The sequence below is a fragment of the Micrococcus terreus genome (genome assembly GCF_900116905.1).
Lineage (GTDB): Bacteria > Actinomycetota > Actinomycetes > Actinomycetales > Micrococcaceae > Citricoccus > Citricoccus terreus.
This window is the reverse complement of record NZ_FPCG01000005.1, coordinates 159,769-180,082: the sequence shown is the minus strand read 5'-3', so window position 1 is coordinate 180,082 and position 20,314 is coordinate 159,769. Positions and strand designations below refer to the sequence as shown.

General features: G+C 68.6%; 12 protein-coding genes and 1 tRNA gene. 8 read left to right on the top strand and 5 right to left on the bottom strand.

Annotated elements, in window-relative coordinates:
- Positions 1-109 precede the first annotated feature (109 nt).
- From gltB to pyk, 3 genes are all read left to right on the top strand, one after another.
- Positions 110-4,780, top strand: a complete 4,671-nt coding sequence (gene gltB, locus BM355_RS08120) for a glutamate synthase large subunit (protein WP_091697066.1) — start codon at positions 110-112, stop codon at positions 4,778-4,780.
- Positions 4,773-6,233, top strand: a complete 1,461-nt coding sequence (locus BM355_RS08115; RefSeq protein ID WP_091697064.1) for a glutamate synthase subunit beta — start codon at positions 4,773-4,775, stop codon at positions 6,231-6,233. The genes gltB and BM355_RS08115 overlap by 8 nt, the downstream gene beginning before the upstream one ends.
- 94 nt (positions 6,234-6,327) lie before the next feature.
- Positions 6,328-7,821, top strand: a complete 1,494-nt coding sequence (gene pyk, locus BM355_RS08110; protein ID WP_091697061.1) for a pyruvate kinase — start codon at positions 6,328-6,330, stop codon at positions 7,819-7,821.
- A gap of 53 nt (positions 7,822-7,874) precedes the next feature.
- Here pyk and BM355_RS08105 read toward each other — a convergent pair whose 3' ends face one another.
- The 3 genes from BM355_RS08105 to BM355_RS08095 form a co-directional block, all read right to left on the bottom strand.
- Positions 7,875-8,477, bottom strand: coding sequence for an ANTAR domain-containing response regulator (locus BM355_RS08105; protein ID WP_091697059.1), 603 nt, complete (start codon positions 8,475-8,477; stop codon positions 7,875-7,877).
- 1 nt (position 8,478) lies between these two features.
- Positions 8,479-8,560 (bottom strand) — tRNA-Leu (locus tag BM355_RS08100).
- 85 nt (positions 8,561-8,645) lie between these two features.
- Positions 8,646-9,161, bottom strand: coding sequence for a hotdog fold thioesterase (locus BM355_RS08095; RefSeq protein ID WP_245760675.1), 516 nt, complete (start codon positions 9,159-9,161; stop codon positions 8,646-8,648).
- Between the two features lie 19 nt (positions 9,162-9,180).
- Between BM355_RS08095 and polA the strand changes: the two genes are divergently transcribed.
- From polA to rpsA, 3 genes are all read left to right on the top strand, one after another.
- A complete protein-coding gene (gene polA / locus BM355_RS08090) occupies positions 9,181-12,003 on the top strand; it encodes a DNA polymerase I (protein WP_425435613.1) in 2,823 nt (940 codons plus the stop codon).
- Positions 11,990-13,315, top strand: coding sequence for a GNAT family N-acetyltransferase (locus tag BM355_RS08085; protein WP_091697052.1), 1,326 nt, complete (start codon positions 11,990-11,992; stop codon positions 13,313-13,315). The genes polA and BM355_RS08085 overlap by 14 nt, the downstream gene beginning before the upstream one ends.
- 140 nt (positions 13,316-13,455) lie before the next feature.
- Entirely contained in the window at positions 13,456-14,904 is a 1,449-nt protein-coding gene (rpsA, locus tag BM355_RS08080) for a 30S ribosomal protein S1 (protein ID WP_091697049.1), read from the top strand.
- A gap of 205 nt (positions 14,905-15,109) precedes the next feature.
- On the opposite strand, the gene BM355_RS08075 is transcribed toward rpsA, so the two are convergent.
- Complete coding sequence (locus BM355_RS08075) at positions 15,110-16,333, bottom strand: class I SAM-dependent methyltransferase (protein ID WP_091697046.1); 1,224 nt, start codon at positions 16,331-16,333, stop codon at positions 15,110-15,112.
- Complete coding sequence (locus BM355_RS08070) at positions 16,330-17,001, bottom strand: IMPACT family protein (RefSeq protein ID WP_245760674.1); 672 nt, start codon at positions 16,999-17,001, stop codon at positions 16,330-16,332. The genes BM355_RS08075 and BM355_RS08070 overlap by 4 nt, the downstream gene beginning before the upstream one ends.
- A gap of 270 nt (positions 17,002-17,271) precedes the next feature.
- Here BM355_RS08070 and coaE (BM355_RS08065) point away from each other — a divergent pair, with 270 nt between their 5' ends.
- Both coaE (BM355_RS08065) and coaE (BM355_RS08060) read left to right on the top strand, forming a co-directional pair.
- Positions 17,272-19,635, top strand: coding sequence for a dephospho-CoA kinase (gene coaE / locus BM355_RS08065; protein ID WP_091697041.1), 2,364 nt, complete (start codon positions 17,272-17,274; stop codon positions 19,633-19,635).
- Positions 19,628-20,305, top strand: coding sequence for a dephospho-CoA kinase (gene coaE, locus BM355_RS08060; RefSeq protein ID WP_091697038.1), 678 nt, complete (start codon positions 19,628-19,630; stop codon positions 20,303-20,305). Before coaE (BM355_RS08065) ends, coaE (BM355_RS08060) begins: the two co-directional genes overlap by 8 nt.
- The last annotated feature ends 9 nt before the right edge of the window (positions 20,306-20,314 follow it).

The window sequence follows — 20,314 nt, the reverse complement described above, 5'->3', positions numbered from 1 at the left end:
AGGATCGACCGCATTGCACATTGTTCCCGGGCGGCCTCGCCGTCCTGGACCGGGGCCAACGACGTCCCCTTCCCCGCGACTCCCGTCGCCCACAGGAAGGACCGACGTCATGACGTCCGATCACGCCCAGCAGCCCGAGGCCGACGGCCAGCAGCCTGAGGGCACCCCGCTGCCGGCCGACACCGCCGAGGCTCAGCTGGCCCGGGACCCCAAGAACCCGTTCAACCGTTTCGCCTCGCGTCCCGGTGAACAGGGCCTCTACCGCCCCGACCAGGAGCGGGACGCCTGTGGACTGGCCGTGATCAGCACTCTGCGCGGCACCCCGGGGCATGACATCGTGGAGCACGCGCTCACCGCGCTGCGCAACCTGGAGCACCGCGGCGCCGTCGGCGCGGACGAGGGCACCGGAGACGGCGCGGGACTGCTGACCCAGCTGCCTGACGAGTTCTTCCGGGCCGTGGTGGACTTCCCGCTGCCGGCACCGGGAGAGTACGCCGCCGGAACCGCCTTCCTTCCCGACGACGACGCCGAGTTCTCCGCCTGTGTCACCGGAGTCGAGAGTCTGGCTCAGGCACAGGGTCTGCAGGTGCTCGGCTGGCGTGAGGTCCCGGTGGACGACTCGGTGATCGGCCGCTCGGCACGGGACTGCATGCCACGCTTCGTCCAGCTCTTCCTCCGGAGCGCCGATGTCTCCGATGCGGTCGGCAGCCTGGACGCCCGGGCCTTCCGCCTGCGCAAGCTGGCCCAGAACAAGCTCGGGGTCTACTTCCCCTCGCTCTCCTCGAAGACCATCGTCTACAAGGGCATGCTGACCACCGCCCAGGTCGAGCCCTTCTACCCCGACCTCTCCGACCCCCGATTCGCCACGCGCCTGGCGATCGTGCACTCACGCTTCTCCACCAACACGTTCCCGTCTTGGCCACTGGCCCAGCCCTTCCGCACGGTGGCCCACAACGGTGAGATCAACACGGTCAAGGGCAACCGCAACTGGATGCGGGCCCGCCAGTCGATGCTGGCGCATGAGCTGCTCGGGGAGGTGCCCGAGGAGCTCTACCCCATCTGCACGCCGGGCGCCTCGGACTCGGCCTCCTTCGACGAGGTCGCCGAGCTGCTGATGCTCTCCGGGCGTCCGCTGGCCCACGCCATCATGATGATGATCCCGGAGGCGTGGGAGAACCACGCCACCATGGATCCGGCCCGTCGGGCGTTCTACCAGTACCACTCCATGCTCATGGAGCCCTGGGACGGCCCGGCGGCGGTCTCCTTCACCGACGGCACTCAGGTCGGCGCCGTGCTGGACCGCAACGGTCTGCGTCCGGCCCGGTACTGGGTCACCGACGACGGCCTGGTGGTGCTGGCCTCTGAGGTCGGTGTGGTGGAGATCGAACCGGCTCGGGTGGTGCGCAAGGGTCGGGTCGCTCCGGGGCGGATGTTCCTGGTGGACACCGCTGAAGGTCGGATCGTGGAGGACCACGAGATCAAGTCCGAGGTGGCCTCGGCGCAGCCCTGGCAGCAGTGGGTCGAGGAGAACCTGCTGGACCTGGGCTCTCTTCCTGAGCGCGAGCACGTGCTGCCCTCGTCCACCTCCATCCAGCACCGTCAGCGCACCTTCGGGTACACCTCCGAAGAGCTTCGGGTGCTGCTCAAGCCGATGGCGGCCACCGGCGCAGAGCCCCTGGGTGCCATGGGAACGGACACCCCCATTGCGGTGCTCTCCCAGCGGCCGCGGCTGCTCTTCGACTACTTCACCCAGTCTTTCGCCCAGGTGACCAACCCTCCGCTGGACGCGATTCGCGAGGAGCTGGTCACCTCGCTGCGCACCTCCATCGGGCCGGACGGGAACCTGCTCTCCACTCGCCAGGTGCGCACACGTCAGATCAACCTGGACTTCCCGGTGATCGACAATGACCAGTTGGCGCAGATCGCCAACCTCAGGGACGACGACGGCACCCGCGTGGCCTTGAAGGTGCGGGGGCTCTATCGGCCCGACGGCGGCGCAGCCGACCTGGAGGCCCGCCTCACCGAGATCTGTGAGAAGGTCTCGGCCGCGGTGAACCGCGGAGTGCACTACGTGGTCCTGTCTGACCGTGACTCCAACGCCCAGTGGGCGCCGATCCCGTCAGTGCTGCTGCTCTCGGCCGTCCACCACCACCTGCTGGCCTCGGCCAACCGGACCCGCACCTCGCTGATCGTCGAGGCCGGAGACGTCCGCGAGGTGCACCACGTGGCGGTGCTGATCGGCTACGGCGCCTCGGCCGTGAACCCCTACCTGGCCATGGAGTCCGCCGAGGAGCTCGTGCGGATCGGCGCCTTGCAGGACCTCACCGCTGAGCAGGCGGTCGGCAACCTGATCAAGGCTCTGGGCAAGGGGGTGCAGAAGATCATGTCCAAGATGGGCATCTCCACGGTGTCCTCCTACTGCGGTGCCCAGACCTTCGAGGCGATCGGCCTGGCCCGCTCCGTGGTGGACCGCTACTTCGCCGGCACCCACTCGCCCATGGGCGGGGTGGGTCTGGACGTGATCGCGGCCGAGAACCGAGCGCGACACGAGCAGGCCTACCCGCCGGACGGCAATGACATCAACCCCTACCGCGAGCTCGAGGTGGGAGGTGAGTACCAGTGGCGCCGGGAAGGCCCACCGCACCTGTTCAATCCGGAGACGGTGTTCCGGCTCCAGCACTCCACTCGGGAGCGCCGCTATGACGTGTTCAAGGAGTACACCCGCCGGGTGGACGATCAGTCTCGGGACCTGATGACCCTGCGGGGGCTGCTGACTCTGGAGCGTGGCTCGCGTCCAGCGGTGCCGGTCTCCGAGGTGGAGCCGGTGGAGGCGATCGTCAAACGCTTCTCCACGGGCGCCATGAGCTACGGCTCGATCTCCCGGGAGGCCCACGAGACGCTGGCCATCGCCATGAACCGGCTGGGCGGCAAGTCGAACACGGGCGAGGGTGGAGAGGACCCCGAGCGGCTGTTGGACCCGGAACGGCGCAGCGCCATCAAGCAGATCGCCTCGGGACGCTTCGGAGTGACGAGCCTGTACCTGGCCACCGCTGACGACCTGCAGATCAAGATGGCTCAGGGCGCCAAGCCCGGCGAGGGCGGGCAGCTGATGGGCTCCAAGGTGTACCCGTGGGTGGCGGAGACCCGCCATTCCACCCCGGGCGTCTCCCTGGTCAGCCCGCCGCCTCACCATGACATCTACTCGATCGAGGACCTGGCGGAGCTGATCTACGACCTCAAGCGCTCCAACCCTGAGGCCCGCGTCCACGTGAAGCTGGTCTCCGAGTCCGGAGTGGGCACGGTGGCCGCTGGCGTGACCAAGGCCAAGGCCGACGTCGTGCTGATCTCCGGTCATGACGGCGGAACCGGAGCCTCACCTCTGAACTCGCTCAAGCACGCCGGTGCTCCCTGGGAGCTGGGCCTGGCCGAGGCGCAGCAGACCCTGATGCTCAACGGGCTGCGTGGCCGTGTGGTGGTCCAGGTGGACGGTCAGCTCAAGACCGGTCGGGACGTGGTCATCGCCGCCCTGCTCGGCGCCGAGGAGTACGGCTTCGCCACCGCACCGCTGGTGGTCTCGGGCTGCATCATGATGCGCGTCTGCCACCTGGACACCTGTCCGGTCGGTGTGGCCACCCAGAACCCGGAGCTGCGCAGCCGGTTCACCGGCAGACCCGAGTTCGTGGTCAACTTCTTCGAGTTCATCGCCCAGGAGGTGCGCGAGTATCTGGCCGAACTGGGCTTCCGCTCCCTGGACGAGGCCATCGGCCACATCGAATGCCTCGGCGTGGACGAGTCCAAGCACCACTGGAAGACCGCAGGGCTGGACCTGTCCGCGATCCTGGACGGGTACGACCCTGCGGACCGGGAGGGGACCGGGCCGCTGCTGAATGTCGGACCGCAGAACCACGAGCTGGATCAGCACTTCGACAACCGGCTCATCGAGGCCGCTGCTCCGGCCCTGGAGCGCGGTGAGAAGGTCAGTGTCACCGAGCGCATCATCAACACCGATCGTGCTGTGGGCACCATGCTCGGATTCCACGTCACGCGGGCGCGTCTGACCGAGGACCTGCCCGCCGACACGATCGAGGTCAACCTGCAGGGGGAGGCCGGCCAGTCCCTGGGTGCCTTCCTTCCCGCCGGTGTGACACTGAGACTCTCCGGAGACGCCAACGACTACGTGGGCAAGGGACTCTCCGGCGGGCGGATCGTGGTGCGACCTGACGCTTCAGCCGGATTCGCCGCCGAACAGAACGTGGTGGCCGGCAACGTGATCGGCTACGGAGCCACCAGCGGTGAGCTCTACCTGCGCGGCCGGGTCGGAGAACGCTTCCTGGTCCGCAACTCCGGAGCCACAGCGGTGGTCGAGGGGATCGGTGACCACGGCTGCGAGTACATGACGGGCGGCCAGGCGCTGATCCTGGGCCGGACCGGTCGGAACTTCGGTGCCGGCATGTCCGGCGGCACGGCCTGGGTCCTGGACCTGGACCGGGACAACCTGAACCCCTTGGCGATGATCACCGGTGAACTGCTCCTGCTGGAGCCGGACCCGGAGGACCGAAGCATCATCGCCGACCTGCTGGAGCAGCATCACGCCGAGACCGGCTCGGAGGTGGCCGCCGCACTGCTGGCGGACCTGCCCAGCTCCCTGGACCGATTCACCAAGGTCCTTCCCCGCGACTACGACGCCGTGCTGCGCACGCGCGCCGGAGTCATGGACGAGGGACTCGACCCGGACGGGGACACCGCCTGGGCACGTATTCTGGAGGCGACCCGTGGCTGATCCCCGTGGATTCCTGACCCATCGTGAGCGCCAGGAGCGCCCGTCCCGTCCGGTGCCGGTGCGCATCATGGACTTCAAGGACGTCTATGAGCGCCAGGATCCGTCTGTGGTCCGCACCCAGGCCAGCCGCTGCATGGACTGCGGAGTGCCGTTCTGTCACACCGGCTGTCCGCTGGGCAACCTGATCCCGGAGTGGAACGACCTGGTGCGCCAAGGGCGGATGGAGGAGGCGGCCGCACGGCTGCACTCCACCAACAACTTCCCCGAGGTCACCGGCCGGATCTGCCCGGCTCCCTGCGAGAGCTCCTGTGTCCTGGGCATCAACCAGCCCGCCGTCACCATCAAGCAGGTCGAGGTCTCGATCGCTGAGACGGTGTTCGAGAACGGCTGGCTCGAGCCCGTGATCCCTCAGCGTCTCAACGGCCACACGGTGGCCGTGGTCGGCTCCGGTCCTGCAGGACTGGCAGCGGCCCAGCAGCTCACTCGCGCTGGCTTCACCGTGGCGGTGTACGAGCGCGACGACCGGATCGGTGGCCTGCTGCGCTACGGGATCCCGGACTTCAAGATGGAGAAGGACATCCTGGACCGTCGTCTGGAGCAGATGGAGGCCGAGGGCACCCGCTTCCGGACAGGTGTGGACGTGGGCACGGACATCTCCTGGGATCAGCTGCGGCGCGGCTACGATGCCGTGATCGTCGCCACCGGAGCGCAACGGCCCCGCGAGCTGGAGCTGCCCGGGCGCACTCTGGATGGGATCCACCCGGCCATGGAGTACCTGGTCCAGTCCAACCGCGTGGTGGCCGGTGACGAGGTCCCCGACCAGATCACTGCTGAGGGCCGCCACGTGGTGGTGCTGGGCGGCGGTGACACGGGTGCAGACTGCATCGGCACCGCCCACCGTCAGGGCGCCGCCTCGGTCACCACGCTGGCGATTGGACGCAAGCCGCCGTGCCAGCGCCCGGCCAACGAGCCCTGGCCCATGACGCCCCACGTGTTCGAGGTGTCCACGGCCGATGCGGAGGGCGGCACGCGCACCTATCTGGCCTCCACCGTCGAGTTCCTCGGCGATGAGCACGGGCGGGTGCGCGCCCTGAAGGTGGCTGAGACCGAGTACCGTGCGGACGGTTCCCGCGGACCGATCCCCGGCACCGAGCACGAGATCCCTGCGGATCTGGTGCTGTTGGCCCTGGGGTTCACCGGGGTCGAGGAGACCGGCCTGCAGGAGCAGCTGGGCCTGAGCGACCACCGCGGCCTGCTGGCCCGGGACGAGACCTACATGACCCAGGTGCCAGGCGTGTTCGCCTGCGGCGACGCCGGCCGAGGGGCATCGCTGGTGGTGTGGGCCATCGCCGAGGGACGGGCGTGCGCCTCCGCCGTGGACCGCCACTTGGAGGGCTGGACGCGCCTGCCCTCACCGGTCCGTCCCCAGGACCGGGCCATCGGCGTGGGCTGATCCGCCGATGAACTTCAGACCATCACCACACGAACAATGGCCCCAGTCCAGAGCGCGGTGCGCCCTGGACCTCGGGGCTGGATAGGCTGACTGCATGAGACATGCCAAGATCGTCGCGACCTTCGGTCCTGCGACCCAGGGATACGACAACACCCGAGCCCTGATCGATGCCGGAGTGGACGTCGCTCGGATGAACATGAGCCACGGCGACTACACGGTCCACGAGCAGACGTACACCACGGTCCGCCAGGCCGCTGCGGATGCACGTCGGCCAGTGGCGATCTTCGCCGACCTGCAGGGACCCAAGATCCGTCTGGCGCGGTTCTCCGACGGGCCGCACGAGTTGGCCGTCGGGGACACCTTCACCATCACCAATCGTGAGGTCGAGGGCACCCGGGAGATCTGCGGGACCACCTTCGCCGGTCTGCCGCAGGATGTGCGCGTGGGCGACACCCTGCTGATCGATGACGGCAAGGTCGCCCTGCGCGCCGTGGAGGTCACCGACACCGACGTGATCACCGAGGTGACGGTCGGCGGCAAGGTCTCCGACAACAAGGGCATCAACCTGCCCGGTGTGGCTGTGAACGTCCCAGCCCTCTCGGACAAGGACGAGGAGGACCTGCGCTGGGCGCTGGACCTGGGGGTGGACATGGTGGCCCTGTCCTTCGTCCGCTCCGGTCAGGACATCTCCCGCGTGCACGAGATCATGGCGGAGAAGGGGCGGAAGATCCCCGTCATCGCCAAGATCGAGAAGCCCCAGGCCGTCGAGGCCATCCACGAGATCGTGGACGCCTTCGACGCCATCATGGTCGCTCGTGGTGACCTCGGTGTGGAGCTGCCCCTGGAGGACGTCCCGGTGGTGCAGAAGCGTGCCATCGAGCTGGCCCGCCGCTGGGCCAAGCCGGTGATCGTGGCCACCCAGGTGCTGGAGTCGATGATCGACAATCCACGTCCCACTCGCGCCGAGGCCTCCGACTGCGCCAACGCCGTGCTGGACGGCGCCGACGCCGTGATGCTCTCCGGCGAGACCTCCGTGGGCAAGTACCCGGTGGAGACCGTGCGGACGATGGCCAACGTCATCGAGTCCACGGAGACGCACGGGCTGGACCGGATCCAGCCGCTGGGGTCACGCCCCAAGACCCGCGGCGGCGCCATCACCCGAGCTGCGGTGGAGATCGCCAATCAGCTCGATGTGAAGCACCTGGCCACCTTCACCCGGTCTGGCGACTCCGCGCGGCGGCTGTCCCGACTGCGTCCGCAGCAGATGATCTACGCGTTCACCCATGTGGAGCACACACACAACATCCTGTGCCTGTCCTGGGGAGTCCATCCCTGGATGGTGCCGTTCGCGGACTCCACGGACAAGATGACCGCACAGGTGGACGAGGGACTGACCCAGGCCGGCATCGCCCAGATCAACGACCTGGTGGTCATCGCCGCCGGGTCACCTCCCGGACAGGCCGGCTCCACCAACACGCTCAAGGTGCACCGGATCGGTGACCTGCTGGACAGCAGTGCCACTCTGGAGGGCTACGAGCGTCCGTACTACGAGCCGGTCGGCATCTGGCCCGCCCGCTCGGCCTACTGAGCCGGTCCCGCCGCCGCTAACGCGCTGATCCCGTACCGGCTTCCGGTGCGGGGTCAGCCCATCTGGTCGATGACCGTCTGGGCCACCTCACGCATGGTCAGCCGACGGTCCATGGAGGACTTCTGGATCCAGCGGAAGGCCTCCGGCTCGCTCATGTCCATCTGCGAGGTCAACAGGGACTTGGCGCGCTCCACGATCTTGCGGGTGGCGAACTGCTCGGCGAGGTCGGACACCTCGTCCTCCAGGGCCCGCAGCTCGTCAAAGCGGGCCACGGCCAGCTCGATCGCGGGCACCAGGTCCTTCTCGCTGAACGGCTTGACCACATAGGCCATGGCACCGGCATCCCGGGCCCGTTCCACGAGCTCGCGCTGGCTGAACGCGGTCAGCAGGACCACCGGGGCGATCTTCTCCGAGGCGATCTGCTCGGCGGCGCTGATGCCGTCCAGCACGGGCATCTTCACGTCCATCAGCACGACGTCCGGCACCAGCTGCTGGGCCAGGTCCACGGCGCGCTGGCCGTTCTCGGCCTCCCCGACCACCTGGTAGCCCTCAGCGGTGAGGATCTCCACGATGTCCATCCGGATCAGCGGTTCGTCCTCGGCCACCACGACCCGCAGGCGCTCCGGAGCCGGCGCGGAAGCTGAAAGATCTGACATGTGCCCGAAGTGGGATTTGAACCCACACACCGTGAGGTACCGCATTTTGAGTGCGGCGCGTCTGCCAATTCCGCCATTCGGGCCTGGCTGCGCGACCTGATCGGTCACGCGGCCTCTACAGATTACACGCCGGCGGGTGCTCTCACCTGCACGTGAGCGGCAGGCAGGTCACGACGACGGCCGGTCCAGGATCATGTTCGTCATCCGGATGGTGGACAGTCGCCGCCCGGCCTCGTCGGTCACCACGATCTCGTGGGTCGTCAGGGTCCGCCCCCGGTGGATGGGGGTGCAGGTCCCGGTCACGGTGCCGGAGGCGGCCGCCCGCTGGTGGGAAGCCCCGATCTCGATGCCGACCACCGGCCGAAGCTCGCCGAACTTCTCCTGGGCATGCAGCACGGCCGCCACCGAACCCAGGGTCTCCCCGAGCACCAGGTGGGCACCGCCGTGCAGCAGCCCGGCGTTCTGCTCGTTGCCGGCCACGGGCATGGTGGCCACCAGCAGATCTGCGGTCAGCTCCTGGAAGACGATGCCCATCTTCGCCGCCAGGGGGCTGACCCCGAAGGGTCCCATCCGGTCGAACATCTCCGGCGGGATGCCGTGCGCCCGCATCAGCGCCTCCCGTTCCTCGGGGGTGGGCTGGGGGGTGACACCGGGGGTGTAGCTGACATCGCTGGGCTGGTCCATGAGCACTAGGCTGGCACCCGTGACCGACTCCAGCAATTCCGCCACGCCCTCTCGCCTGCTCGTCATCGACGGACACTCCATGGCGTTCCGTGCCTTCTACGCCCTGCCGGTGGAGAACTTCGTGACCGACACCGGTCAGCACACCAACGCCGTCTACGGGTTCACGAACATGCTGCTGACCATGATCCGCCAGCAGAGGCCCACGCACGTGGCGGTCGCCTTCGATCTGGACACCCCCACCTTCCGCTCAGAGGACTACACCGAGTACAAGGCGGGGCGGTCCAAGACCCCTGAGGAGTTCCACGGCCAGGTGGACCTGATCGTCAAGGTCATGCAGGCGATGAACATCCCCACCGTGACCATGGACGGCTTCGAGGCCGACGACATCGTGGCCACCTTCGCCGCCCGCGCCGAGGCCGTCGGCTGGGAGACCCGCGTGGTCTCCGGCGACCGTGACGCCTTCCAGCTGATCACCGACCAGACCCTGGTGCTCTATCCCAAGAAGGGCGTCTCCGACATCCCGCCCATGGACGCTGATGCCATTCGCGAGAAGTACGGGGTCGATCCGGCGAACTACCCCGACCTGGCGGCCCTGGTGGGGGAGACGGCGGACAACCTGCCCGGCGTCCCGGGAGTGGGGCCCAAGACCGCGGCCAAGTGGATCGGCCTGTACGGCACCTCCGAGCAGGTGCTGGAGAACGCCGAACAGATCAAGGGCAAGGCCGGCGAGAACCTGCGTGCCCACGCCGAGGATGTGCGCCGCAACCGCAGGCTCAACGCCCTGATCCGCGACCTGGAGCTGCCCGTGGACCTGGAGGCCACCGCACTGGAGCAGCCGGACCGCGAGGCGGTCGAGGAGCTCTTCGACGCCCTGCAGTTCAACACCGTCCGCCAGCGCCTGTTCGACACGATCGCCGAACGTCTCGGGGAGGATGCCCCGGCGCCCGAGGCCGAGGAGACCCTTGAGTTCGAGATCGCCGAGTCCGCCGACCAGCTGGAGCGGTTCCTGCAGGAGGAGTCCTCGGCGCTGATGGGCGTGCACGTGGTGCTCGATGGTCCCGCGCTGCTGCCCAAGCGCAAGGTGCCGGCCCCCGGAGACCACGGCGTGCCCGTGGGAGTCGCCCTGGCCACCGAGGAGCGGGGTCTGTACGTGTCCCTCGCTGTGCCGGGCGAGGACACCGGTGCGGCAGGCACGGAGGTGGGGGCCGTCGTCGGGAGGTATCTGGCCGATGCCGGCCAAGACAAGGCCGTGCATGACCTGAAGGCCGCCGCCAAGGCCCTGGCCTCGGCGGGACACCGCAGCGGACTGGGGCAGGACATCACCCTGGCCGGTGTGGTGGACGACGTGGCGCTCTCGGCCTACCTGATCCAGCCGGACCGCCGTTCCTACGGACTCGATGCGCTGGTGCAGACCCACCTGCAGTCCACCCTCGAGGTGGAGCCGGACCAGGGACAGTCCAGCGGCCAAGGCGAACTGGACCTGGACGGCACGGACCCTGACGCCGCCGAGCAGCTGCGCGCCCAGGCCGAGCAGTCCGTGCGATCCGCGTGGATGGTGCGCCGGCTCTCCGAGACCTTCACCCCGCAGCTGGTGGAGCGCGGTGGTCAGCAGCTGCTGCAGGGCCTGGAGATCCCGGTGGCCCATGTGCTGGTGCAGATGGAGCTGGCCGGCATCGAGGTGGACCGGCAGCAGCTGGACACCCTGTACGGGGAGTTCACCGAGGCGATCGAGGCGGCCCAGGAGTCGGCGTGGGCCTCCGTGGCCGAGGAGACCGGCGGGGCAAAGGTGAACCTGGGCTCCCCCAAGCAGCTGCAGACCCTGCTGTTCGAACAGCTGGACATGCCCAAGACGCGCAAGACCAAGACCGGCTACTCCACGGATGTCGAGTCCCTGCAGGATCTGCTGGCCCAGACCCAGCATCCGTTCCTGGAGAACCTGATGCGCCACCGGGACGCCACCAAGCTGCGCCAGACCGTGGAGGGCCTGCGCGAGTCGGTGGCACCGGATGGCCGGATCCACACCACGTACTCGCAGACCACGGCTGCCACCGGTCGCCTCTCCAGCCTGCATCCGAACCTGCAGAACATCCCGGTCCGCACCGAGGCAGGTCGCCGGATCCGAGAGGTGTTCGTCGCGGGGGAGGGGCACCGGCTGCTGACCGCGGACTACTCCCAGATCGAGATGCGCATCATGGCCCACCTCTCCGGGGACGACGGTCTGATCCAGGCGTTCCGCGAGGGCGAGGATCTGCACCGGTTCGTCGGCGCCCAGGTGTTCGGCGTGGAGCCGGAGGACGTCACCGGCGAGATGCGCGCCAAGGTCAAGGCGATGAGCTATGGCCTGGCCTACGGGCTGAGCTCGTTCGGGCTCTCCAAGCAGCTGCAGATCCCCGTGGACGAGGCGCGGCAGCTGATGAAGGGGTACTTCGACCGCTTCGGCGCCGTGCGCGACTACCTGCAGGACGTGGTGAAACAGGCTCGTCAGGACGGGTTCACCTCCACCATCGAGGGGCGACGCCGCTACCTCCCGGACCTGAACAGCGACAACCGCCAGCTGAGGGACATGGCCGAACGCGCCGCCCTGAACGCGCCGATCCAGGGCTCGGCCGCAGACATCATCAAGCGGGCCATGCTGGATGTGGCCCGCGGTCTGGAGCAGGAGCAGATGGCCACCCGGATGCTGCTGCAGGTCCATGACGAGCTCGTCCTGGAGGTGCCCGTGGAGGAGTTGGAGGCCGCCACCACACTGCTCACCGAACGGATGGGACGGGCCGCGGACCTCACTGTCCCGTTGGACGTCTCTGTGGGCACCGGGCAGAGTTGGCACGATGCCGCACACTGACACCCCCACCCCAGCCTCAGCATCCCTGGCAGAGCACGGCCTCATCCTGCGTGAGCTCACCCAGTCCAGCGTCTCCGCCGCCGAGAACCCGGCCGTAGCCCGTCAGTACCGGACCGTGGAGCGGGGCTTCTACGAGGAGCCGCCCACCGGAGAGGCCCTGGACCAGTGGCTCGGCCTGAGCCTCCAGGACGGACGCCGGTTCCTGGGCGTCTACCCCCAGGACGCCGACCCGGCCCAGACCGACCCGGTGGGCACTTTCGTGGACTTCGTCAAGGGACTGCACGTCGGCGGCGCACGTGAGGTCCCGGCCTGGCTGATCTCCAACGTCACGGTGTCCCCGACCCACCGGCGCCGGGGGATCCTGCGCGCCATGATGGGCGAGTCCCTGCAGACCTCCCTGGACCGGGGTGTGCCGGTCGCCGCGCTGACGGCCTCCGAGGGAGGGATCTACTCCCGCTTCGGCTTCGGCGTGGCCAACTCCTTCCGGTCCATCGAGGTCGAGGTCCAGGGCGGTCTGCCCCTCCGCGGACCGGCCCCCACCGGTTCGGTCCGGCTGGTGGAGCCTCGCGAGCTGGACGGGCTCGGCGACGAGCTGTATCGCCGTGCCTACCTGCAGACCCCCGGCTCGGTGGAGCGCACGGCCTCCTACCGGGTGGAGGAGACGGACGCGAACCTGCACCGCAACGGCGGGAAGGGCACCGGCCTCTACGCGGCCGTCCACTACGACGACGGCGGCAGACCCCGCGGCTTCGTCACCTATCGCTTCGGCGGCTGGGAGAAGAAGCCACAGACCATGGAGGTCCAGTCCCTCATCACCACGACGGCGCAGAGTCACCGCGCTCTGTGGCAGTTCCTGGGATCGCTGGACCTGATCGACCGGATCAGCTGGCAGGCGGCACCGGACGATGGTCTGCTCGAGGCGATGGTGGTGGACCGCCGGCGGATCCGGACGACCTTCACCCAGGACCGGCTCTGGCTGCGGATCCTCGACGTTCCGGCGGCACTCTCGGCGCGTCCCTGGTCCCAGGACGGGTCGATCCTCCTGACGGTGACCGACTCGATGGGGTGGGCCGAGGGCACCTGGCGCGTGGACGTCGTCGGGGGAGAGGCCACGGTCTCACGCGCCGAGTCCACCGCCGCGCCGGACCTCAGCATGGACGTGGCGGAGCTGGGCAGCGTGTGGCTGGGCGGGATCTCCCCAGAGGTGCTGCGCCAGGCCGCGCTGGTCACCGAGCATCGCCCCGGTGCCGCGGCCGAGCTGGGACGGATGCTCGCTCAGGACCGTCCCGTGCACTCCATGACAGGCTTTTGATTTCTGCTTGTCCACGGGACTAGACTGGCCGAGCACTTTCTGTGCGAAGACCATCATCCATACGAACCCACTATCCGGGTGCCCGCGCTTCGGCGCCGAACCCCGGCCGAGTGAACAATCCACATCGGAGCCCCTACTACATGACCATCACCTCCACCGCCCCGCAGGTCGCCGTCAACGACATCGGATCTGCTGAGGACTTCCTCGCCGCCATCGATGAGACCATCAAGTACTTCAACGATGGCGATCTGGTCGAAGGCACCGTCGTCAAGGTCGACCGTGACGAGGTCCTGCTGGACATCGGCTACAAGACCGAGGGCGTCATCCCGTCCCGCGAACTCTCCATCAAGCACGATGTCGACCCGGACGAGGTCGTCGCCGTGGGTGACTCCGTGGAGGCCCTGGTCCTCACCAAGGAGGACAAGGAAGGGCGCCTGATCCTGTCCAAGAAGCGGGCTCAGTACGAGCGCGCCTGGGGCGACATCGAGAAGATCAAGGACGAGGACGGTGTGGTCACCGGTTCCGTCATCGAGGTCGTCAAGGGCGGCCTGATCCTGGACATCGGGCTGCGCGGCTTCCTGCCCGCCTCCCTGGTCGAGATGCGCCGCGTCCGCGACCTGGCCCCGTACATCGGCCAGGAGCTCGAGGCCAAGATCATCGAGCTGGACAAGAACCGCAACAACGTGGTCCTGTCCCGCCGCGCCTGGCTGGAGCAGACCCAGTCCGAGGTCCGCTCCAACTTCCTGCACAAGCTGGAGAAGGGCCAGGTCCGCACCGGCACCGTCTCCTCCATCGTCAACTTCGGCGCCTTCGTGGACCTGGGTGGCGTGGACGGCCTGGTGCACGTCTCCGAGCTGTCCTGGAAGCACATCGACCACCCGTCCGAGGTCGTCGAGGTCGGCCAGGAGGTCACCGTCGAGGTGCTCGAGGTGGACATGGACCGCGAGCGTGTCTCGCTGTCGCTGAAGGCCACCCAGGAGGATCCGTGGCAGCTGTTCGCCCGCACCCACGCCCTGGGCCAGGTCGTGCCGGGCAAGGTCACCAAGCTGGTTCCGTTCGGTGCGTTCGTGCGCGTCGAGGACGGCATCGAGGGCCTGGTGCACATCTCCGAGCTGGCCTCGCGTCACATCGACACCGCTGAGCAGGTCGTCTCCGTCAACGACGAGCTGTTCGTCAAGGTCATCGACATCGACCTGGAGCGTCGCCGCATCTCGCTGTCCCTGAAGCAGGCCAACGAGGGCGTGGACCCCGAGGGCACCGAGTTCGACCCGGCGCTGTACGGCATGGCCGCCGAGTACGACGAGGAGGGGAACTACAAGTACCCCGAGGGCTTCGACCCGGAGACCAACGAATGGCTCGAGGGCTTCGAGACCCAGCGCGCCGCCTGGGAGCAGCAGTACGCCGACGCCCAGGCCCGCTGGGAGGCTCACAAGGAGCAGGTCGCTCGTGCCGCCACCGAAGAGGCAGAGGCTGGCCCGGTCGAGTCCGGCTCCACCTCGTACTCCTCGGAGGCTCCGGCCACCGACGCCGGCACCCTGGCCTCGGACGAGGCTCTGGCCGCCCTGCGCGAGAAGCTCACCGGCAACTGATCTGCAGATCAGGTTCGCCGTGGACTCCCTGAGGGTCTGAGCAGCCACGAGACGCCCGGTTCCCCGATCCCCACCCTGCGTGGAGGTCGGAGGGACCGGGCGTCTTTGCGTAGAACGCACAGTGTCCGCGCCGCCGTGAGATCCAGGTCCTGCGGGAGCGGATCATCGGCACCGTGGGGGACTGAGAGCTGCTCTCTGAGGTCCCTCAGCGGCGCCGAGAGCTGACGGTGACCGTGAACTGGCGGTCGCGGGCCACCTGGCGGGTCTGTCCGACCAGCCGCTCCAGCAGGGGCCGGTACCGCAGGTGTGAGTTCCAGACGCACCACAGCTGGCCACCGTCCTCGAGCACTCGGGCGGCCTCGGCGATCAGCCGCTGAGCCACCCCCGGGTCCACGGCATTGCCGTCATGGAACGGCGGATTCAGCACCACGAGCGGCTCGGACGCCTCGTCGACTGAGGACAGAGCGTCGTCCCGCCTGATCTCCACTCGGTCCAGGACGCCGTTCTCCCGGGCTGTCAGCTCGGCGGAGCGGCAGGCGTCCGCAGACTGGTCAGTGGCCAGCACGCTCAGTCCAGCCCACTGCAACGCCAGCCACAGGGCGATGGTGCCGTTGCCGCAGCCCAAGTCGATCGCCCGCTCGGTCGTCAGTGTGCCGGAGTGGACGGCGGCGGCCATCGCCTCGAGCAGCAGGCGTGTGCCCGGATCCAGACGTGCCCCGCCGAAGGTGGCGCCGTAGGCAGCCAAGGTGACTGAGCCGACGTCGGGAAGCTCCTGCGCACGCGTGCGCGGGAAGGGAGCCGGACGCCCGCGCCGGGGCCCACGAGCGGTGATCACCCGGGACTTGGAACGGCCACGCCCAGCCACCACGGACGTGAAACTGCGAGTCAGGACCTCGTTCATGCGCGGGCTCATGTGCTTGTCCCGACCGCCGGCCAGCAGCACCACATCCTCATGCGCATGCTCAGCCACCAGATGCGCGGTCTGGTCCAGCGCGTCCAGGGACCGGGGGAGCGGAAGCAGGACCGTGCGGGCACCGGCCAGGAGCTCCGGGCCGATCTCCCCCCGCGTGAGCTGTCCGGATGCTGCGAGATGCGCTGCGAACCGCTGGGCGTTCAGAGCGACTGAGCGCTCATGGGACAGGGAGTCCTGGCCCAGACGGACCGAGACCCCGGCGGCCAGCAGCGGGAGGGTCAGCGCACCATGCCGGTCGTCCAGAACCACCACCGGGTCGAGGGGATGTCGGGCCTGCGCCCAGGTGGCCACGGTGTCCAGCAGCAGCAGGTCCGCGGCGTCGTGCGCCTGCAGTCCAGCGCCGGTCGGCAGGGGATCCCGCACCAGGTCCGCGAAGGGGAAGTCCTGTGTCAGGGTCGTGGCCAGACGACCCAGGACGGCGTCCGGCGTCTGCCCGGGAGGAACGGTCGAGGTCATGAGGTCCTCCCGGTGACATCCACCCACCGTTCGCCGGCGGCCTGGGGCTGTACTTGGCCTCCGGAGAGCGCCGCCACCTGGGACCCCAAGAGCGACGCGGCCTCCTCGGTCTCCGGCAGGGCGAGCCTCACCGTGACATCGCGGGCACCGTAGTCCACGGCGTCCACGGTCCAGCCGGCCGTTCGGAACTCGTTCTCCCAGAGTCCAGCTCTGCCAGGATCCGCCTGGATCTGCCAGATCCGCATGGGTTCTCGCCGGACCAGCTGAACGGTGTCCAGGGCGGTCGAGACCGACTCGGAGTAGGCACGCACCAGGCCGCCCGCGCCCAGCTTGACGCCTCCGAAATAGCGCACGACGGCCGCGCACACGTCGGAGAGGTCTCGCACCTCGGGTGCCCTGGCAGGTGGGCGAGCATCGTGGCCAGGTGTGGTCTCCCGGCGGGTGAGCGCCTCCAGGATGGGGGCGCCGGCTGTGCCCGCGGGCTCGCCGTCGTCGTTGGAGCGCCGGGTCTGCTGGCGGTCACCCAGCACGAAGGCCGTGCAGACATGCCGCGCCTGGCGGTGCTCCCGGCGGACCGACTCGATGAAGTCCCTGGCCTGATCCTCCGTCTCGACCCGTGCCAGGTGGGCGATGAACTGTGAGTTCCGCACCTCGATCTCATGTTTCACCGGCGTGGTCCTGAACCTCTGTGGCAGGACAGCATAGCCGCGAGGAGTGGGGGAGTCGGAGACCATGCACACCACTCTAGAGAGGTCAGGGGCCTGGGCTGACAGGGCAGACCTTCACAGACCAGCAGACTACGGTTCGGTAACATCGGGCGCCCTGCTGACCCTCCGATCTGCGCTGGTCGGCCGGTCCCCGGTAGCCTAGGTGATCGTGCCCACCGCGCACAGGGTCCGTCATGGGGCGGATCCCCGTCAACCCGGAAGCACTCGCACATGCTCACGAGACTGCACAACATGCTCGGGCTGCGCACCAGCGCACCCATCTTCTTCCTGTCGGCAGCCGTCATCATCCTCTTCACCGCCGCCATGGGGATCTTCCCGGTCGAGGTCCGCACCTTCTTCGGTGAGGCCGCCGGATTCCTCCGCTACGACGCCGGCTGGTACTTCACCCTCGCCGCCAGCTTCCTGGTGATCTTCGCCATCGGACTGGCCATCAGCCGCTACGGGCGACTCAAGATCGGCGACGACGACGCTGTGCCGGAGTACAGCGGACTGGCCTGGTTCGGCATGCTGTTCGCCGCCGGCGTGGGCGCTGTGCTCATGTTCTGGGGTGTGGCCGAGCCGATGAACCACTTCGCCAACCCGCCGCTGTACGGCACCGAGCCGGCCAGCGACCGGGCGGCCACCGAGGCCCTGTCGATCGCCAACTTCCACTTCGGCGTGCACATGTGGGGCATGCTGATCGTCCCGGGCCTGGCCTTCGGCTACTTCACCTACAAGCGCAAGCTGCCTCCGCGCGTGTCCTCCGCGTTCCAGCCGCTGCTGGGCGACGGCATCCACGGCCCCTGGGGCAAGCTGATCGACATCATCTCCATCGTGGCCACCGTGTTCGGCCTCGCGGTCTCCGTGGGCCTGGGCGCCATGCAGATCAACAGCGGCATGTCCTACGTCTACGGCATCCCGATGGCCGGCTGGATCCAGGCAGCGATCATCGCCGTCATCACGGCCGTAGGCCTGGCCTCGGTGCTGGCCGGCATGGACAAGGGTGTGAAGCGCCTGTCCTACATCAACATCGTGTTGGCCATCGCCCTGATGGTCTTCGTGCTGATGTTCGGCGCCACGATGAACACCATGCGCGGCATCGTCGAGTCGGCCGGTGCCTACATCGCCGCACTGCCGGCCCTGTCCTTCTTCAACGACACCTTCGGCAACGGTGAGTGGTCCGGCGACTGGACGGTCTTCTACTGGGCCTGGACGGTCACCTGGGCACCATTCGTGGGCATGTTCGTGGCTCGCATCTCCAAGGGTCGCACCATCCGCGAGTTCGTGGCCGCGACCATCGGCCTGCCCACCGCCTTCGTCATCGTCTGGATGGGGGTCTACGGCTACAACGCCTTCCGGATCGACCGGGCTGAGGGCACGGCCGGGTCACTGACCGAGACGATCGTGGAGGAGGGGAACGCGCAGGCCGCCCTGTTCCAGTTCCTGCAGTCCTTCCCGGCCTTCAGTGTGGTCGCCGTCGTCGCCCTGATCATCATCACGGTCTTCTTCATCACCTCGATCGACTCCGGTGCGCTGGTGATGGACGCCATGGCCAACGGCCATGAGGACGAGGCACCGCGTCGCCAGCGCATCTTCTGGGCACTGGCCGTCGGCGCCGTCTGCACCGCCATCCTCACCACCTCCGGCGAGCAGGGCCTGGACGCGCTGCAGGAGGTCATCATCGTGATCGGTGCACCGGTCATGTTCCTCTCCTGCATGCAGTGCATCCTGCTGCTGCAGGCCCTGCGTGAGGATGCCGGCTCGGCGCGTCCGCTGCGCACCCGTCAGTGGAAGCGCGTCCTCCCGGCGGAGGAGTACCATCGCCGCGCCCAGGAGGATGCCTCCGCCGTCGAGGACTTCGTCATCCGTCCCGAGTACCAGCTCGGCACCGAGCCCGAGCACGACACCCATCAGCCGCGCACCTGGCACTGGCAGCGCGAGCAGGAGGGCCAGCCGGTCCTCCAGGTCGGCCTCACCGGTGGGCTCTCGGCAGGCAAGTCCACCGTGGGCGAGGTCTTCCGCGAGCTCGGCGCCGTGGTGCTGGACACCGACGAGATCTGGCAGCATGTGCTGCGGCCGGGCACCGAGGCCCACGAGGAGGTCGTCCGGATCTTCGGCGACAGCATCCAGGCCGAGGACGGCTCGATCGACCTGCTGGCACTCCAGGACCTGGCCAACGGCAACGAGACCGCCCGGGCCCGTCTGTACGACCTGGTGCTGCCGCTGGTGCGCCAGGAGGCGCGTGTGCGCGGCCGCGAGGCCGGACAGCACTCCGTGGTGGTCCAGGACATCCGTGACCTGGTGGCCACCGGTCAGGCCCCGCACTTCGATCTCGTCGTTGTGGTCGAGGCGCCGGCTGAGACCCAGGTCGATCGCATGATCGAGGAGTTCGGCATCAGCCGCGAGGACGCCTGGACCCGCGTCGACAGCCTGGCCACCGACGAGGAGCGTCGTCAGCTGGCCGATGTGGTGATCGTCAACGACGCTGGCCTGGACGAGCTGCGGAGCCAGGTCGTAGGCGTCTGGGACGAGCATGTCTCTCCGGTGCTGCGCGAGGCGTCCGGCGCCGGTTCGACGGCGGTGGACCATGTCTGAGTCGCCACAGGAACACCCTGAGAGCGGCCCACGCCCACGGCTGCACATCGGCCTGACCGGTGGCATCGCCTCCGGCAAGTCCACCGTGGCCGCTGAGCTGGCTCGGCGAGGCGCCGTGGTGGTGGACGCCGACGCCATCGCCCGGGCTGTGGTGGCCGCCGGGTCTCCGGGCCTGGCTCGGGTGCGGGAGGAGTTCGGAGAGCAGGTGATCGGCCCGGATGGTGAGATGGACCGTGCCGCCGTGGCTCGACTGGTCTTCTCAGACGCCGACGCGAGAGAGCGGCTCAACGCGATCATCCACCCGCTGGTGCGCGCCGAAGGGCGACGGGTCGTGGAGCAGGCCGGACCGGAGGCCGTGGTGGTGCAGGACGTGCCCCTGCTGGTGGAGACCGGTCAGGCATCCCTGTACGACCTCGTCCTGGTGGTCCTGGCCGACGCTGAGGAGCGCGTGGCCCGCATGGTCCGGGACCGGGGGATGGACGAGGACGAGGCACGGGCGCGCATCGCCGCGCAGGCCACGGACGAACAGCGGCGCGCCGCAGCGGATGTGGTGATCGTCAACGATGCCGGACTGGAGGATCTCATCCGCACCACCGGCCGGTTCTGGGAGGCCTACGTGGAACCGGTCCTCCGCGGAGAGCAGCCCGAGCCGGAGCCGTCCGCCGGCTGAGAAATCACC

Bases quoted from the DNA above. Each gene is read 5' to 3' on its own strand.
- pyk (WP_091697061.1), top strand. From the start codon at position 6,328: ATGAGACATGCCAAGATCGTCGCGACCTTCGGTCCTGCGACCCAGGGA.
- rpsA (WP_091697049.1), top strand. From the start codon at position 13,456: ATGACCATCACCTCCACCGCCCCGCAGGTCGCCGTCAACGACATCGGA.
- coaE (WP_091697038.1), top strand. From the start codon at position 19,628: ATGTCTGAGTCGCCACAGGAACACCCTGAGAGCGGCCCACGCCCACGG.
- coaE (WP_091697041.1), top strand. From the start codon at position 17,272: ATGCTCACGAGACTGCACAACATGCTCGGGCTGCGCACCAGCGCACCC.
- gltB (WP_091697066.1), top strand. From the start codon at position 110: ATGACGTCCGATCACGCCCAGCAGCCCGAGGCCGACGGCCAGCAGCCT.
- BM355_RS08095 (WP_245760675.1), bottom strand. From the start codon at position 9,161: ATGGACCAGCCCAGCGATGTCAGCTACACCCCCGGTGTCACCCCCCAG.
- BM355_RS08075 (WP_091697046.1), bottom strand. From the start codon at position 16,333: ATGACCTCGACCGTTCCTCCCGGGCAGACGCCGGACGCCGTCCTGGGT.
- BM355_RS08085 (WP_091697052.1), top strand. From the start codon at position 11,990: ATGCCGCACACTGACACCCCCACCCCAGCCTCAGCATCCCTGGCAGAG.
- BM355_RS08105 (WP_091697059.1), bottom strand. From the start codon at position 8,477: ATGTCAGATCTTTCAGCTTCCGCGCCGGCTCCGGAGCGCCTGCGGGTC.